Below are 15,105 nucleotides of genomic sequence, written 5' to 3'. Positions count from 1 at the left end.
GCTAACTTGAACTACAGCCCGGCCACGACCGAGATAGCCTGTTCCAGACGGTCAACGGCGTGGACTTCCAGTCCGTCGATCGGCTGCTTCGGCGCATTCGCCTTCGGAATGATCGCAATCGAGAAGCCCAGCTTGGCCGCCTCCTTAAGACGATCCTGACCGCGCGGACTCGGCCGGATTTCCCCGGCAAGCCCCACTTCCCCGAACGCCACGATGCCGCGCGGTAGCGGTTTGTTGCGCAACGACGAATGGATCGCGAGCAACACCGCGAGGTCGGCAGCCGGTTCGGTAATCTTTACGCCGCCGACGGCGTTCAGAAACACATCCTGATCGAAACAGGCGATACCCGCATGACGGTGCATCACCGCCAGCAACATCGCCAGACGGTTCTGCTCCAGCCCTACAGCCAGACGTCGCGGATTCGGCACCTGCGCCGTATCGACCAGCGCCTGCACTTCAACGAGCAGCGGCCGTGTGCCCTCCTGCGTCACCAGTACGCACGAACCGGGCACGCTTTGCTCATGCTGCGAGAGAAATAGCGCCGACGGATTGGCCACGCCACGCAGGCCTTTTTCCGTCATTGCAAACACGCCCAGCTCGTTCACAGCGCCGAAGCGGTTCTTGAACGCACGCACCAGACGATACGAAGAATGCGTATCGCCTTCGAAGTACAGCACCGTGTCCACGATGTGTTCCAGCACGCGTGGCCCGGCAAGACTGCCTTCCTTCGTCACGTGGCCGACCATGATGACCGTCACGCCACTCTGCTTGGCGGTGCGCGTCAGTTGCGCCGCGCACTCCCGCACTTGCGCGACCGATCCCGGGGCCGACGTCAGCGCTTCGGAATAGATCGTCTGAATCGAGTCGATGACGACGACGTCGGGCTTCTCCGATTCGATCGCACCGAGAATCTTCTCAAGCTGGATTTCGGCGAGCAGATCGAGTTCGCCACCGCCCTCGCCCGCCGCGCCAAGACCGAGCCTCTGCGCACGCAACGCAATCTGCGCGCCGGACTCTTCGCCGCTCACATACAGCGCACGACGCTCACGCGCGAGATGCGCGAGCGATTGCAGCAGCAGCGTCGACTTGCCGATCCCCGGGTCGCCGCCGATCAGCACCACACCGCCCGCGACCAGGCCACCGCCCAGCACGCGATCGAATTCGCTCACACCACTGGAAAAACGCGGGACGTCCGAGGCTTCGATTTCCGCCAGCTTGCGAATCGGCGTGCTCTTGGCGAGCGATTGGTAGCGATGACCGGTAGACGCCTCCGCCACAGATTCGACGAGCGTATTCCAGCCGTTGCAATTGGGACACTGGCCAGCCCACTTGGGGGTCTGGCCACCGCATTCGGTACAGATGTAGACGGTCTTGGCTTTAGCCATGCAGGCAATCCTGTCGCGGGGTTCAGACGGCGTGGATCGGCACGCGACGCGCAACCGCACACATCAGTTCATAACCCAGCGTGCCGGCCGAAGCGGCGACCTCGTCGATGCACAGGCCGCGCCCCCACAAGGTGACGGACGCCCCTACGCGCGCCTGCGGCACCGGCGTGAGATCGACAGACAACATGTCCATCGATACGCGGCCGATGGTACGCGTGCGCACACCGTCCACCAGAATCGGCGTGCCCGTAGGCGCGACACGCGGATAGCCGTCGGCATAACCGCATGCCACGGTGCCTACGCGCATCGGCGTCTCTGCGACGAACGAACTGCCGTAGCCGACGGAACCACCGGCAGGCACATCCTGAATGCCGATGAGTTCGGCTTCGAGCGTCTGCGTCGGCTGGAGGTCGAGTTGCGCGGCCGTCACTTCCAGCCCCTTCGGAGACGAACCGTAGAGCATGATGCCGGGACGCACCCACGCACCATGCGCAGCCGGATGGAACAACGTGGCGGCCGAATTGGACAGGCTGCGCTCACCCGGCACATCGCAAGCACCGCGCTCGAAGGTCTCCATCTGATGCGCGATGCCCCGCTCGCCGTCGGCGTCGGAGAAGTGCGTCATCAGCACGATCTGGCTCACACCGGCGATAGCACGCGCGCGTTCCCACGCGGCGCGAAAGCGCTCCGGCGCGAAGCCGAGACGGTTCATGCCGGAGTTCATCTTGAGCTGAATATTGAGCGGCTTCGTCAGACGCGTGGTCTCGAGCATGCGCAACTGTTCGTCGCTATGCACCGTGGTCGTCAGGCCGTACTTGTCGACGATGGCGAGATCTTCGGGCTTGAAGAATCCTTCGAGTAGCAGGATGGGACCGGCCCAGCCCAGCTCGCGCAGGCGCACGGCCTCTTCGAGGTCGAGCAGGCCGAAACCATCGGCGTCACGCAATCCGGGGTATGCGTTTTCGATGCCATGCCCGTAGGCATTGGCCTTGACCACCGCCCAGACTTTGCTGTTGGGGGCGTGACGGCGGGCGACATCGAGATTATGGGCGAGTGCTGCGGTATGAATCGAGGCTTTGATTGGACGAGGCATGGCAGGATCGAATCTTAGGAGAAGCTGCGCCAGCATGGGCCGGCGGCATAACGCATCGGCATATTTTCGTGTTATAAAGCCGTGCGCACAACTTGTTTTGCCGAAATCTTTTTCCCGATAACAATATCGGTCTCAGACCGAGGGCGACCGGGCGCCCGGCACGGGGGCTTCAAGACCGAACATACGGTCCATTAGCGACTTTTGCATGGCCGATGAGCGCAGATACCCCTGTGTTTAAGCCCGGTTTCTTCCCGTATAGGTATCCCTGACGGGATACCGCGGATTCCGACAACCGAGACACGCAAGTTTTACGCCGCACGGGATCGACTCAAGTACCGATGAAGAAAGGCTTTTATACCATCATGGCCGCGCAGTTTTTTTCGTCGCTGGCCGACAATGCATTGCTGATTGCCGCAATCGCACTCCTGAAGGATCTGCATTCCCCGCAGTGGATGACACCGCTGCTCAAACTCTTCTTCGTTCTCTCGTACGTCATTCTCGCCGCCTATGTCGGTGCGTTCGCCGACTCGATGCCCAAGGGCAAGGTCATGTTCATCAGCAACACGATCAAGGTCGCGGGCTGTCTGATGATGCTGTTCGGCTCGCATCCGTTGATTGCGTACGGCGTGGTGGGCTTCGGCGCAGCGGCGTACTCGCCCGCGAAGTACGGCATTCTCACGGAGCTATTGCCCGCCGAGAAACTTGTCGCAGCGAATGGCTGGATCGAAGGATTGACCGTCAGTTCGATCATTCTCGGCACCGTACTCGGCGGTGCGCTCATCAGTCCGCACATATCCGCATGGGTGCTGCACCATACCCCTGAGGTGATCAGCTCGCCGGCGATGGCCGCGATGATCATCATCATGGGCATTTACGTGATTGCCGCACTGTTCAATCTGCGCATTCCCGATACCGGCGCACGCTATGCGCGCCAGGAACGCAATCCGATCAAGCTGATCTCCGACTTCGCCGATTGCTTCGTCACGCTGTGGCGCGACAAACTGGGCCAGATCTCCCTCGCCGTCACCACGCTGTTCTGGGGCGCCGGGGCGACGCTCCAGTTCATCGTGCTGCGCTGGGCCGAAAAGGCCCTCGGCATGACGCTGTCCGAAGGTGCAATCCTGCAAGCCGTGTCGGCGGTGGGCGTGGCCATCGGCGCGATCGTCGCCGCCTCGCGCATTCCGCTCAAGCGCTCGCTGTCGGTGCTGCCGGTCGGCATTGCGATGGGGATTGCCGTCATGGCGATGGCCTTCTTCTCGAAGGACTTGCTGCCCTGGGGCACCGAATGGAAGGTGCCGCTGTATCTGATCGTCTCGTATATCTTCCTGATCATCGTCGGCGCGCTCGCGGGTTTCTTCGTGGTGCCGATGAATGCCCTGCTCCAGCACCGTGGCCACGTGCTGCTCTCGGCCGGGCATTCCATTGCCGTGCAAAACTTCAACGAGAACCTGTCGGTGCTGATCATGCTGTGCCTCTACGCACTGCTGATCTGGTTCAATGTGCCGGTCGGGGTCGTGATCATTCTTTTCGGAGTGTTCGTGTCGGGCACGATGTGGCTCGTCATGAAGCGTCACCAGGCCAATCAGCGCGAATTCGATTCGGTCGCGCTCATTGGCGAAGTCAAGCATTGATATGAATTTGCGTCAGCCTTCCCAAGCACGTCAGTCGTCCATTCCCATCGCCCTCACCATCGCCGGTTCCGACTCCGGCGGTGGCGCAGGCATTCAGGCCGACCTCAAGACCTTCTCTGCCCTCGGCGCCTACGGTGCCAGCGTGATTACGGCGCTCACCGCGCAGAACACGCAGGGCGTGACGGGTATTCACACGCCGCCTGCGAGTTTTGTGACGGCACAGATGGACGCCGTCTTTCAGGATCTGGATGTCGACGCCGTCAAGCTCGGCATGCTCGCCAACGTGGATGTCGTGCGCGCCGTGGCCGCCGGGCTGCGTCAGTACAAGCCGCGCTTCGTCGTGCTCGACACGGTCATGATCTCGAAGAGCGGTCACGCGCTGCTGCAACCGGATGCGGTCGCAGCCTTGCGCGACGAACTGCTGCCGCTGGCCGATCTCATCACGCCGAATCTGCCGGAAGCGGCAGCATTGCTGGGGGTGGAAGCCGCGACGGACGAAGCCGAGATGGAGCGTCAGGCACAGGCACTGCGCGCGCTCGGCGCACGCAACGTGCTGGTCAAGGGCGGGCACCTGGCGGGAGATCTCAGCCCGGACTGGCTCGTGAGTGCGGCTGGCGTCGAGCGATTCAACGCACCGCGCATCGCTGCCCATAATACGCACGGCACAGGCTGCACCCTCTCCGCTGCACTCGCCGCACTCCGCCCGCGTCGCAACGACTGGTCGGACACCGTGCGCGATGCGAAGGCGTATCTCAACGGCGCGCTTGCCGCCAGCGACGAACTTCAGATCGGCAAAGGCATTGGGCCGGTTCACCACTTCCACGCCGTCTGGCCGAAAGACTGAGCGATAAATCAGGAAACGGATGGCGCGTCAGATCGAAGGCGCGTCGTCGGCACTGCGCGCCAGTGCGCGTCGCGCAGCAGCGTCTGCCCGCTCACTCAGCTCTTCGATGCGATGCCGCGCACGCGGCGCCCAGAAGTCGGGGACGATGAAACCCCGCTCGCATTCGAACCAGGCGCCGTCAGCTTCCTCGCCAGCGCCTCTTCTCAACGCAACGATCAGTAGCGGCTCCGCCACCCCACGCTCATGCCAGTGCGTCTCAATGCGGGCGCGCATGGCATCCAGCGAGAGCACCGCCGAAGCCTCGACGCGCGCGGGCGCAAGCCATCGCGCTCGCGGCAGCATGGCCCACGCCTGATGCGGCGACGCCGACTGTTCGTACGACCACCATGCATCGGGCGTCGCCCACCAGCCTCTGCCATGCCCCTCGGACACCAGTTGCGGCAGTTGCCCCTGCTGCCCGAGCGGATGAAATAGCCATCCCTTGAGATACACCTGAGGCAGCCACGGCCCCTCGGCAGGCAGCGCACTGCGCGCCGCCTCGAGCGTGGTCAGGCGTAATTGATGGCCGAGCAACCGCGCCACCTTGTCTGCGAGACTGTCGGCGAGATTAGGGCCGAGCCAACGGAACTGGAGGGCGCGCTCGTCGAGCGCACCCGCTGCCGCCGGTGACTCTGGTGGTACGAACAGATACAGCTTTACCGCCAGTTCCCAGTGCAACAACTGGCGATCGGCGAGACGCGTCAGAAGGAAGTCGCACTCGCCGAGCGTCATGTTGCCGCGACGGGCGTCGCGAACCTGCAAACCGGCAGCGTGTAGATCGAAGTGCGGGCTATGCAGCAACGCGAAATGCAGCAGTTGCTCTGCATAGCGCCCCAGACGGTGGCTTTCGCCGCGCGCAAGCATCTCATGCAACGGCGCGGGATCGGCGTCGCAGGCGAGCAGCCAGTCGTGAAGGATTTGAGAGGGGAAGACGGGTTCGGCGTTGAAGTGCGCCAGTGCCGCCGGGAATCGGGCGGCACTGAGCAGATCGGCGGACAGCAATAACCACGCGAGGTCGCGCACCGGCGCCTCGCGCAGCGTTTCGATCAGTTCGCCGTAGGCGTGTTGTGGTCCGGAGTCGTTTCGCACACGGCCTCATAGGTAGCCCGCGCCAGGCACCAATCCGTCCAGGCCTTGGCCTTGTCGGGCAGACTGCGCAACAGATAGGCCGGATGGTAAGTCACGATCACCGGCACCCCTTCGTACTCATGCACGCGTCCGCGCAAGCTGGCGATGCTCGCCTGCGTGCGCAAAATGCTCTGGGCAGCAAAGCGGCCCATCACCACGATCACGCGTGGTTTGAGCAACGCGACCTGACGCTTCAGATAAGGCTCGCAACTCGCCACTTCAGCCGGCTCCGGATCGCGGTTGTTCGGCGGACGGCACTTGAGCACGTTGGCGATGTACACGTTCTCGCCTCGCCGCAACGCCGACGCCCGCAGCATGTTATCAAGCAGCTTACCCGCCTGACCGACGAACGGCTCGCCCTGCAAGTCCTCCTGCTGCCCGGGCGCTTCGCCCACCAGCAGCCAGTCGGCCTCGCGGTCGCCAACGCCGAAAACCGTCTGCGTGCGCTTCTCGCACAAACCGCACAAACGGCAACCGGCAACGCGTTCCGTGAGCGCTTCCCAGTCCAGCGTCTCCACGCCCGGCAATGCGGGACGCGAAGGAGCATCCTCGCCCGCATCGCGCACGATCGACCACAGCGCGGCATCGGCGGCGGCATCGCCATCGCCATTGCCTTCGCTGTCCAGCCACATCGGGATGTCGTCGGGCGGCATGTCAGAGGAGGCGCGACGCGAAGTCTCCCGTGCCACCGGCGTCGGCGTGAAGTCGCGCGGCGCGGGAGGTGTGGGAGACGAAGGAAGCGCAGGCGCATCGTCTAATGCGGACGGACGGGCAACGGCAGGACGCGCAACACTCACCGGCGCGCCTGATGGCACCGCCGACGGCGCGACATCCCACGGCGGCAAGTCGTCGCTTTGTGCGGCACCCGGCGCATCGAGCGTCGCCACCTCGCCATGCCCGGCAGACGCCGCAGCCGCAACACCGGCGACCTGCGCCGCATGGGCAGCATTCGCCACAGCGTCGTTGGACATCCATACCGGCCACAGCCCGAACTCTTCCAGAATCGCTTTAGGCCACGGCACGATCGGTCTCCCACGACAGGCGCATCACAATGGCGTCTTCACGACGCCCACTCGCTGGATAGTATCCCTTGCGTCGGCCGATCTGCTCGAAACCGAAACGCTCGTATATGCGCAGCGCGCGCACATTGGACGGACGCACCTCCAGCAGCACCCCGCCCATGCCCTGCTCACGCGAGACGCGCACGATCTCCTGCAACAACTGCACGCCGAGCCCGTTGCCCTGCATTTCGGGCACGACACAGACGTTGAGCAGATGCGATTCGTCGACGACCGGCATCAGCAGGAAATAGCCGAGCAACGTACCGTCGACCGCCCGCAGGCAAACGCCCTGATGCCCGGCATCGAGCGAATCCGCGAAGTTCTGACGCGTCCACGGAAACGGGTACGCGCGCACTTCGACCGCGACGACTTCGTCGAGGTCTGCCGGTGTCATCGGCGAATAGTGGTTCGGTCCGGCCTGCCGCATCAGGACGCCCCCTTGCCGCTCGCCTGCGCCCCTGCCTGCTTGATGGCTTCGCGCTCGGCGGTCGTCTGCGCCACTTTGTTGCGGATGTAGACGGGCATGGCCTGATCGGCCGGAATGGCCTCGCCGCGAGCGAATGCACGGGCGGCGAGTTCGGCGACGTGGCGCGCGCGCGGCATGGCGTCGGCCAGCACGGCCTGCGCCTGCACGCTCGCCTGCAGACGTTCGCCGAAGGCTGTCACGGCATTGCCTGCGATGACAAATTCGGCGTCCGGTGCGCGCACCTGTTCGGCAGCATCCAGCGACGGGGCCTGCACTTCGCGCCAGTCGCCCGTTGCGTCGTCCCAGACGTAATCGGCCCAGTAGGCCTCATTCATGCGCGCGTCGAGCGCGACGAGCACGCGCTGCGTGCCCACACGCGATGCGCGCGCCGCTTCGGCGCAGGCGACGAGCGTGCCGACGGGTACGACCGGCAACCCGGCACCGAACGCCAGCCCCTGCGCTACGCCGCAGGCCGTACGCAGCCCGGTAAACGAGCCCGGCCCTGCGCCAAAGGCAATTGCGTCGCAATCGGCCAGCGTCAGGCCAGCCTCGCGCAAGACGTCGCGGGCAGCGGGAAGAATGTGCGTACTGGAAACCGGACCAGTGTCGAGATGGCGTTCAGCCACAAAGGCCGGTGCGCCGCTGGCGGGATCGTGACGATACACGGCGACCGAACAGAACTCGGTCGAGGTATCGAGGGCAAGAAGCGTAATCGATGACATGGCGCTATTGTAATCGGCGGCGCGGCGCGCGATCCAGCGCGATGAAGGGATTGCGCGCAAGGAATACCGGGGCATGCCCGCCAGGGCGCCGGGCGACGTCCCGGGCCGGTTTGCCGCACATTTGCCCTGCCGTTGAGCCCCTTCCACAGAGGCCTCACCACTCGGTGCAAATCCGAACGTGCATTTTTTCCGAAATGGGTATATAATCCGCGCTTCGCTTCGCGGGGCACCAAGTGTTACCCCGTCTGGCGACGAAAAACTGCGTTTTGCCCCAATCCTGTGATAAGCCGCTGTAGTTCTTGCCGGTACTGGCGTTCTTAGGAACGACCCGCCACCGTCCCCCGGCTTACGATACGGATTTCGATCCGCTTTCTGCCCCATCCGCGGTTTGCTTCCTGCTTGCGACGAATTGGGTTTGCCGATTGGCGCCAACGCCCCGACATAACCCTTAATCCGCAAGAGGATTCATGGAACAGCCTTCCAAGCTGTCTGCCATCGCGCAGACGTATTTCCCGTCGTCCGAAGAAAATGAAAACGGCGCTGCCGCATCCGTTGAAGTCGCAACTGCCGACAACAACGACGGTAAGCCTACGTTCGCCGAGCTCGGCCTGAACGAAGCCATTCTCTCGGCCCTGACCACCGCCGGTTACACCCACCCGACGCCTGTCCAGCAGCGTGCGATTCCCGCCGCGCTCGCCGGTCGCGATCTGCTGGTGTCGAGCCCCACGGGTTCGGGCAAGACGGCCGCCTTCATGTTGCCGGCCATCCACCGCTTCGCAGAAATGCAAGCGAGCGGCGAGCTGAGCGCTCGCACCGCACCGGCCGCGCATCCGCGCAACCAGCCGGCCGCCCCGGGCGAGAAGCCCCGCAAGGGCCAGCGCGTGCGTCGCGTCGCCGCGCAACCGCTGCTGCTCGTGCTCACGCCGACGCGTGAACTGGCACAACAGGTGTCGACCGCTGCCGATACGTACGGCAAGCAACTGCGCCGTCTGCGCACGGTGAGCATTCTGGGCGGCATGCCCTACCCGCGTCAGCTCGAAATGCTGGCGAAGCAGCCGGAGATCATCGTGGCGACGCCGGGCCGTCTGCTCGACCACATCTCCAGCGGCAAGATCGATCTGTCGCAACTGATGATGCTGGTGCTCGACGAAGCCGACCGCATGCTCGACATGGGCTTCATCGACGACATCCAGACCATCGTCGACGCCACGCCGGAAGCACGTCAGACGTTGCTGTTCTCGGCAACGATCGACGGCCGTATGGGTGAAATCACGCGTCGTCTGCTGCGCGATCCGGAAACCATCGAGATCACGCGCGGTAGCGACCAGCGCACCAACGAAAACATCGAGCAAACGCTGCACTATGTGGACGACCGCGCCCACAAGGATCGTCTGCTCACGCACCTGCTCGGCAACGACTCGCTCGACCAGGCCATCGTGTTTACGTCGACCAAGCGCGACGCCGACCTGCTGGCCGACCAGCTCGAACAAGCCGGTTTCGACAGCGCCGCACTGCACGGCGACATGCCGCAAGGCGTGCGTAACCGTACGCTGCGCGCCCTGCGCGAGCGTCGTGTTCGCGTGCTGGTAGCCACGGACGTCGCCGCTCGCGGCATCGACGTGCCGGGCATCACGCACGTATTCAATTACGATCTGCCGAAGTTCGCAGAAGACTACGTCCACCGTATCGGCCGTACGGGCCGTGCCGGCCGTCGTGGCGTGGCCGTGAGCCTCGCCGCACACGCCGAAATCGGTGCTGTGAAGCGCATTGAACGCTACACGCGTCAGCCGCTGCCGGTGAACGTTGTGGCCGGCTTCGAGCCGCGCCGCTCGCCACCGAAGGCTGGCGCTGGCGGCAAGCGTCCGGGTGGTCCGGGCCGTGGCGGTCCGCGTCATGGTCAGGGCAACGGTGGCGGCCGCTGGAGCAACAACGGCCCGCGTCAGGGTAATGGCGGCGGCTACGGTGGCGGCAACGGCGGCGGCTATCAGGGCGGTCAACGTTTCGGCGGCAACAAGCCGGCCGGCACGTTCGAGCGTCGTGAGAACAGCGGCTACCAAGGTGGCTATCAGCAAGCCGAAGGTGGCAACACGGGCGGCAACGGTTTCTCGAACGGCAGCGCAACGGATCGCTTCGAGCGTCGCTCGCCGCGCCCGTTCGACGGCAACCGTCAGGAACGCGCCCCGCGCTCGTTCGAAGGGGGTCGTTCGTCTGAAGGCGGCTATCGCCAGGACCGTGGCACCCGCAGCTTCGACGGCCAACGTCAGGATCGCGGCTTCGGCGGCAATCGTGGCAACGGCGGTAACGGCGGCTACGGTGGCAACGGCGGCGGCTACAACAAGCGTCGCGGCGACTAAGCCCATCGACGTCTGGCAGGACCGATAACTTTTCGGTCTCGCAAGCTTCGACACAAAACCCCGGCATTGACGGCTAACGTCTTTGCCGGGGTTTTGCTTTATCTGCCGGTGTGTCTGCCGAAGGCACCGTGACTTGCGCCACCGACATTTCTCCGGCCGCCTGCAGAATGTCCAGCACCAGTACGCCTTCAATGAAGTCATCGGCGCGCAGACCCCGGTACATCGTCGGGTGAAGCTGCCTTCCATGTGATTGAAGCAATTCGACGGCCTCACAACTGACGACGTCGAATATCGCGTCACGCCCTGACTCGCGTTCAGTCCTCACGAAGAGTCCCCATGCCCGGTTCTCGCGCGGATCGAAATCGTTGCACAAGTAACGATCCTGCATATTGTCGAACCGAATCGAGGACCGATGCAGTTTCAGGTCACCGGATTGCAATAGGGTGCACCACGCCCCGATCTCCGCGCGAATCTCATAATTGAGCCTGTCGCCTGCTACTAGCACGTCCGTGGTGACGCCACGCGCCTGACAGATCTCCCTCGCCACAGATCGCATGGCCTCCGCCGTTTCCTGACGATTCCACACATCGAATATCTGGTCGGCGAGTCGGCATCGTATCGCCGCAGCAAACAGCCGCAGCCGCCGGTCTTCGAACATCTTGATGAGCTGCGTCCCCACCGCTTGCGCCGCGTCGATACTGCCGAAGGCCCGCAAGCTGTCCAACGCAGCGTGACAATTGATCGCGGCCGCTCCCCAGGCATCTGCACGCAGCGCGGCCTCGCAACCGTTCCTGAACTCGTCGACGGCATATTCGTGACGACCGGCCGCAGCGTAACGCCCGCCCAACACCCAGGCCCAGTCCGCCATACTGCGAAGGTCCTCCGGTCCCGCACGCCCGGACGCATTCGCGATGCTCTGACGAATCGTCTCGCCGGGCGCCACAAAGGTCTGCTGCAATCGCTCCAGTTCCTCGGCGGTAACGCCCGCCTCGACGCCCCCGATACACGACGGCATCAGTGCGAACCGCCACCGGGTGCCGGGAATGGTGAGCGAGATCAAACCGTAGGCGAAGGCGAAGGTCGACTTTGGTGCCGTACGCGCCGCGTCCTGCGTTTGGATGAGCATCGCCGCTCTCGCCTCCGGCGTCAGACTCTGCAGGAGCCTCAGGCTGCGCTCCCCCGTCACGACAGGGAAATCCGGACCGCCGACCAAGCGATGCATCAAGCCCGGCGAGGACGTCCGCGCACGAAAATGACTGGCGATCGGGAAATTCCGCCCACCGTTGACCAGGTAGGCCTGCCCCACCGGAAACGAGGCAAGAAAACACTCGGCCAGCGCCACCCGGAAGTCGCCCACCTGAAAATTGCCAGCGAGCAGCGGCTTCAGGCCGCCCCAGCCACCGACACGGGTCACATCCGCGACGAATGCCTCGCAGGCATCCTCTGGCAGTGCGCCGCTGAGTAGTTTCTCGTCAAGACGATCGACACACGCGTGGAGCGACGACAGGTTGTCGTCCATGAACTGTTGTAACGCCGCGTTTCTCCATATCGCCGGTTGCACCACCACCTTTGTATCCCGCTTGGCGACGTTCAGGATGTCGAGCATGAGCCTTCCGACATAGAAGTCCCGTTTGCTCAACGTCTCATGGGTAAGCGGATGCAAACGATCCGCCTTCTGCCCGACGGACGCGTAAAACCGATTCACCGTTCGCGCCGTGACAAAATCCAATACGCCTTGCTGATCCGTGCCGCTCGGCAGACTCCGCATCAAACACCACTCGACATTGTGATCTGGATCGAAACGGTCTCGTGTCCAGCGATCTTCCATGTCGTCGAAGCGGATGTCGTATGACGCCAACGTCAGCCCGGATGCCGAGAACGCCGCCTTGTGTCCGGACAACACCTCTCGAATCACGCCTGCCGTTTGCTGCCTGTCGTTTCCTGTCGGGTCAGTCAACCCCGCAGCCTCGAAGCATTGCGTCGCCTGTTGACGATGACATGCGGCGCTTTGCGTGAGTCCCAGGGGATCCAGCACACGCTCCGCCAACGCCCACGCCACCTCGGCCCCCGATAGCGTAAAGCCGCGCGCGTCGAACGCCCGCTTCAGCCGGCTCCCCAACGGCATCGCCAGGCTTGCGTCTGCGCACGCTTTGAGGCCACGCAACGCCTCCTCGCAATACAGCACGGCCCCACCCCACTCATCGCCGCACATCGCTGCCTCGCACGCCGACACAAACTCGCTGGCCGACAGATCGTGTCGGTCAGCGCTCGCGTACTTTTGTCCTTTGAACGCGTGCCAGTGCGCGAGCATTCGCCAGTCGTCCAATGTCAGTTCAGCTCGCGAACTTTCGATCGTTTGCGCGACGGTCAATCCGTTGTCCAGCCGACATTGGAGCAGCCCCTGCATTTCGTGACGGGTCAGTGCACCGGCGGTGTCCGAGACGCATTCCGGCATCAGTGGCAAAAGCCAGCGAGACCCCGGCAACCTCACGATGACCGTGCCGTCGTAGTTCAGGCGGACGATAGCCCCCTTTGTTGCGTCGGAGGCGGGCGTCAGGAGCGCAAGTCGCGACGTCGGGTTTAAGTGCTGCAACACGTGAAGACATTGCTGGCCGATGTCGACGGGGAAGGTGTTTGGCACGGCAGCAAAATAATGCCGACCTTCAACGAACGACGCGACGTGGCAGTTCACCAACGCCCTGCGCAACTCGGCGGTATCTGCACCCTCGGAGAACAGACGGCCCGCTTGTCCCGAGTCGCCCCAATCGTCGATTTCCAGGAGGTCGTTGATGAAGTGCTCGATGGGTTGCGAGAACGAACTCTCGCAAGCGGCGAGTCCCGTTTCAAGCGCGTCGAAGCAGGACTCGAAGCGGGCAACGGCGCAGGCATCGTTTCGCGCATGCGTTTGCCTTTCGGCATCCAGGACGCTACCCGGAGCCGCCTGGGTGGGCACTTCGGTGATTGAATTCATGGCGCAGGCCGCTGCGCACCGATGCTCGTTTGCATGGCAGGCGTGTCGTCGATCAGTGATGACGGCTCCACCATCTCACCGCGTGCACGCCTGCGATTGCAAAAATTGACGATCGGGGCAAATTCGCATCTCGCCGCGCGGGCCATCGTGCGGCCCCATATCGTCACCCTCTCAGTTCGCTACCCTGCGGCGAACTGATCCGTCGCCTCGATCAGCCAATGCTGGATCGTCGGCTCGCTGAAGGCGTGTCCGGCATCCGGCGCCCAGTAGAAGTCAGCTTCAGGCCACGCCTTGTGAAGCTCCCAAGCGGTGCGGGCGGGCGTCGCCATATCGTAGCGTCCCTGCACGATCACACCGGGGACGTCGCGCAACGCATGCGCGCCCCCGATCAGTTGGTTCGGCTTCAGGAAACCGTCATGCACGAAGTAGTGATTTTCGATGCGCGCAAATGCAATCGCGTAGTGCGGATCGCCAAACGCTTCGGCCAACTGATCATCCGGCAGCAGCGTGATCGTGCTGCCCTCCCACATGCTCCATGCGCGCGCCGCTTCGATGCGCACCGACTCGTCGCGATGCGTGAGTCGCTTCTGATACGCGCGCATCAGATCCCCGCGCTCTTCAAGCGGAATCGGTGCGAGAAACTTTTCCCAACGGTCCGGGAACAGCCACGACGCGCCCTTCTGGTAGTACCAGTGCAACTCTTCGCGACGCACCGTGAAAATCCCGCGAATGACCAGTTCGCTCACACGGCTCACATGGGCCTGCGCGTAAGCCAACGCCAGCGTGCTGCCCCACGAACCACCGAAAACGAGCCATTGCGCGTAACCGAACTTCGTTCGCAACGCCTCGATGTCGTCGACCAGATCCCATGTCGTGTTGTGCTCGAGACTCGCGTGCGGCAACGAGCGTCCGCAGCCGCGCTGATCGAACAATGTGATGCAGTACTTCGAAGGATCGAACAAGCGTCGGTGCTCGGGCGAACAGCCGCCACCGGGGCCGCCGTGCAGGAACACCGCCGGCTTGCCCTTGGGATTGCCGCAGCGCTCCCAATAAATGTTGTGCCCGTTGCCGACGTCGAGCATGCCGGACTCGAAAGGCTCGATGTGGGGATACAAACGGCGTGGCGACGCGGGGATTTCCTCGACGATCCTGCCGGTTCCGCGAGGCGCGTGCATCGGCGCTGCAGCATCGGAAGTATCGGAAGCATTGACGGAAGTCTCCGGAACCTCTGGAATATCGGGCGACATCGGCATCCTCTCAAAACGTGGACGAGTAGGACGAGGACCAGCACCTCAAAGTTCAGTGTAGCGCGGCGACTCAAACAAGACAAAGCACGCGCAAAACAAAATGGGACGATGTCACCATCGTCCCATTGCGTTGCCCTGCTTCCGTTCCTGCGTCTGAGCGTCGT

Annotated in this window: 11 protein-coding genes; 3 read left to right on the top strand and 8 right to left on the bottom strand. The window is 63.6% G+C overall.

The features are described from left to right. Nucleotides 1-11: 11 nt before the first annotated feature. Nucleotides 12-1,385 (bottom strand): DNA repair protein RadA, encoded by a 1,374-nt coding sequence (gene radA, locus PCO31010_RS23535; protein ID WP_039398772.1) that lies wholly within the window; start codon nt 1,383-1,385, stop codon nt 12-14. Between the two features lie 22 nt (nt 1,386-1,407). Beyond that, entirely contained in the window at nt 1,408-2,478 is a 1,071-nt protein-coding gene (gene alr, locus PCO31010_RS23530; RefSeq protein ID WP_150666386.1) for an alanine racemase, read from the bottom strand. A gap of 338 nt (nt 2,479-2,816) precedes the next feature. Between alr and lplT the strand changes: the two genes are divergently transcribed. Beyond that, nucleotides 2,817-4,109 carry a lysophospholipid transporter LplT gene (gene lplT / locus PCO31010_RS23525; protein WP_150666385.1) on the top strand — a complete coding sequence of 431 codons (1,293 nt, stop codon included), beginning with the start codon at nt 2,817-2,819 and terminating at the stop codon, nt 4,107-4,109. Nucleotide 4,110: 1 nt separating this feature from the next. Beyond that, complete coding sequence (gene thiD / locus PCO31010_RS23520; protein ID WP_150666384.1) at nt 4,111-4,953, top strand: bifunctional hydroxymethylpyrimidine kinase/phosphomethylpyrimidine kinase; 843 nt, start codon at nt 4,111-4,113, stop codon at nt 4,951-4,953. A 27-nt stretch (nt 4,954-4,980) separates the two neighbouring features. On the opposite strand, the gene PCO31010_RS23515 is transcribed toward thiD, so the two are convergent. The 4 genes from PCO31010_RS23515 to tsaB are packed head-to-tail and all read right to left on the bottom strand — an operon-like array spanning nt 4,981 to nt 8,369. Further along, nucleotides 4,981-6,081, bottom strand: a complete 1,101-nt coding sequence (locus tag PCO31010_RS23515) for a DUF1853 family protein (protein ID WP_150666383.1) — start codon at nt 6,079-6,081, stop codon at nt 4,981-4,983. Further along, nucleotides 6,039-7,091, bottom strand: coding sequence for a uracil-DNA glycosylase (locus PCO31010_RS23510; protein WP_425495031.1), 1,053 nt, complete (start codon nt 7,089-7,091; stop codon nt 6,039-6,041). The genes PCO31010_RS23515 and PCO31010_RS23510 overlap by 43 nt, the downstream gene beginning before the upstream one ends. A gap of 37 nt (nt 7,092-7,128) precedes the next feature. After that, nucleotides 7,129-7,608: a ribosomal protein S18-alanine N-acetyltransferase gene (gene rimI / locus PCO31010_RS23505; protein ID WP_150577857.1), complete on the bottom strand. Its 480-nt coding sequence runs from the start codon at nt 7,606-7,608 to the stop codon at nt 7,129-7,131. Beyond that, complete coding sequence (gene tsaB / locus PCO31010_RS23500) at nt 7,608-8,369, bottom strand: tRNA (adenosine(37)-N6)-threonylcarbamoyltransferase complex dimerization subunit type 1 TsaB (RefSeq protein WP_150666381.1); 762 nt, start codon at nt 8,367-8,369, stop codon at nt 7,608-7,610. Before tsaB ends, rimI begins: the two co-directional genes overlap by 1 nt. 467 nt (nt 8,370-8,836) lie before the next feature. On the opposite strand from tsaB, the gene PCO31010_RS23495 reads away from it, so the two are divergent. Continuing rightward, on the top strand, nt 8,837-10,723 hold the full coding sequence (locus PCO31010_RS23495; RefSeq protein WP_150666380.1) for a DEAD/DEAH box helicase: 1,887 nt from the start codon (nt 8,837-8,839) through the stop codon (nt 10,721-10,723). A 73-nt stretch (nt 10,724-10,796) separates the two neighbouring features. Here PCO31010_RS23495 and PCO31010_RS23490 read toward each other — a convergent pair whose 3' ends face one another. Together PCO31010_RS23490 and pip are read right to left on the bottom strand one after the other, a co-directional pair. Further along, nucleotides 10,797-13,694 carry a hypothetical protein gene (locus tag PCO31010_RS23490; protein WP_150666379.1) on the bottom strand — a complete coding sequence of 966 codons (2,898 nt, stop codon included), beginning with the start codon at nt 13,692-13,694 and terminating at the stop codon, nt 10,797-10,799. 179 nt (nt 13,695-13,873) lie between these two features. After that, nucleotides 13,874-14,809 carry a prolyl aminopeptidase gene (gene pip / locus PCO31010_RS23485; RefSeq protein ID WP_150666437.1) on the bottom strand — a complete coding sequence of 312 codons (936 nt, stop codon included), beginning with the start codon at nt 14,807-14,809 and terminating at the stop codon, nt 13,874-13,876. Between the last annotated feature and the right edge of the window lie 296 nt (nt 14,810-15,105).

This window comes from Pandoraea commovens (genome assembly GCF_902459615.1).
Lineage (GTDB): Bacteria > Pseudomonadota > Gammaproteobacteria > Burkholderiales > Burkholderiaceae > Pandoraea > Pandoraea commovens.
This window is presented reverse-complemented; position numbering and strand designations above follow the sequence as displayed.

Bases quoted from the DNA above. Each gene is read 5' to 3' on its own strand.
- radA (WP_039398772.1), bottom strand. From the start codon at position 1,385: ATGGCTAAAGCCAAGACCGTCTACATCTGTACCGAATGCGGTGGCCAG.
- alr (WP_150666386.1), bottom strand. From the start codon at position 2,478: ATGCCTCGTCCAATCAAAGCCTCGATTCATACCGCAGCACTCGCCCAT.
- lplT (WP_150666385.1), top strand. From the start codon at position 2,817: ATGAAGAAAGGCTTTTATACCATCATGGCCGCGCAGTTTTTTTCGTCG.
- thiD (WP_150666384.1), top strand. From the start codon at position 4,111: ATGAATTTGCGTCAGCCTTCCCAAGCACGTCAGTCGTCCATTCCCATC.
- PCO31010_RS23510 (WP_425495031.1), bottom strand. From the start codon at position 7,091: ATGTCCAACGACGCTGTGGCGAATGCTGCCCATGCGGCGCAGGTCGCC.
- rimI (WP_150577857.1), bottom strand. From the start codon at position 7,608: ATGCGGCAGGCCGGACCGAACCACTATTCGCCGATGACACCGGCAGAC.
- tsaB (WP_150666381.1), bottom strand. From the start codon at position 8,369: ATGTCATCGATTACGCTTCTTGCCCTCGATACCTCGACCGAGTTCTGT.
- PCO31010_RS23495 (WP_150666380.1), top strand. From the start codon at position 8,837: ATGGAACAGCCTTCCAAGCTGTCTGCCATCGCGCAGACGTATTTCCCG.
- PCO31010_RS23490 (WP_150666379.1), bottom strand. From the start codon at position 13,694: ATGAATTCAATCACCGAAGTGCCCACCCAGGCGGCTCCGGGTAGCGTC.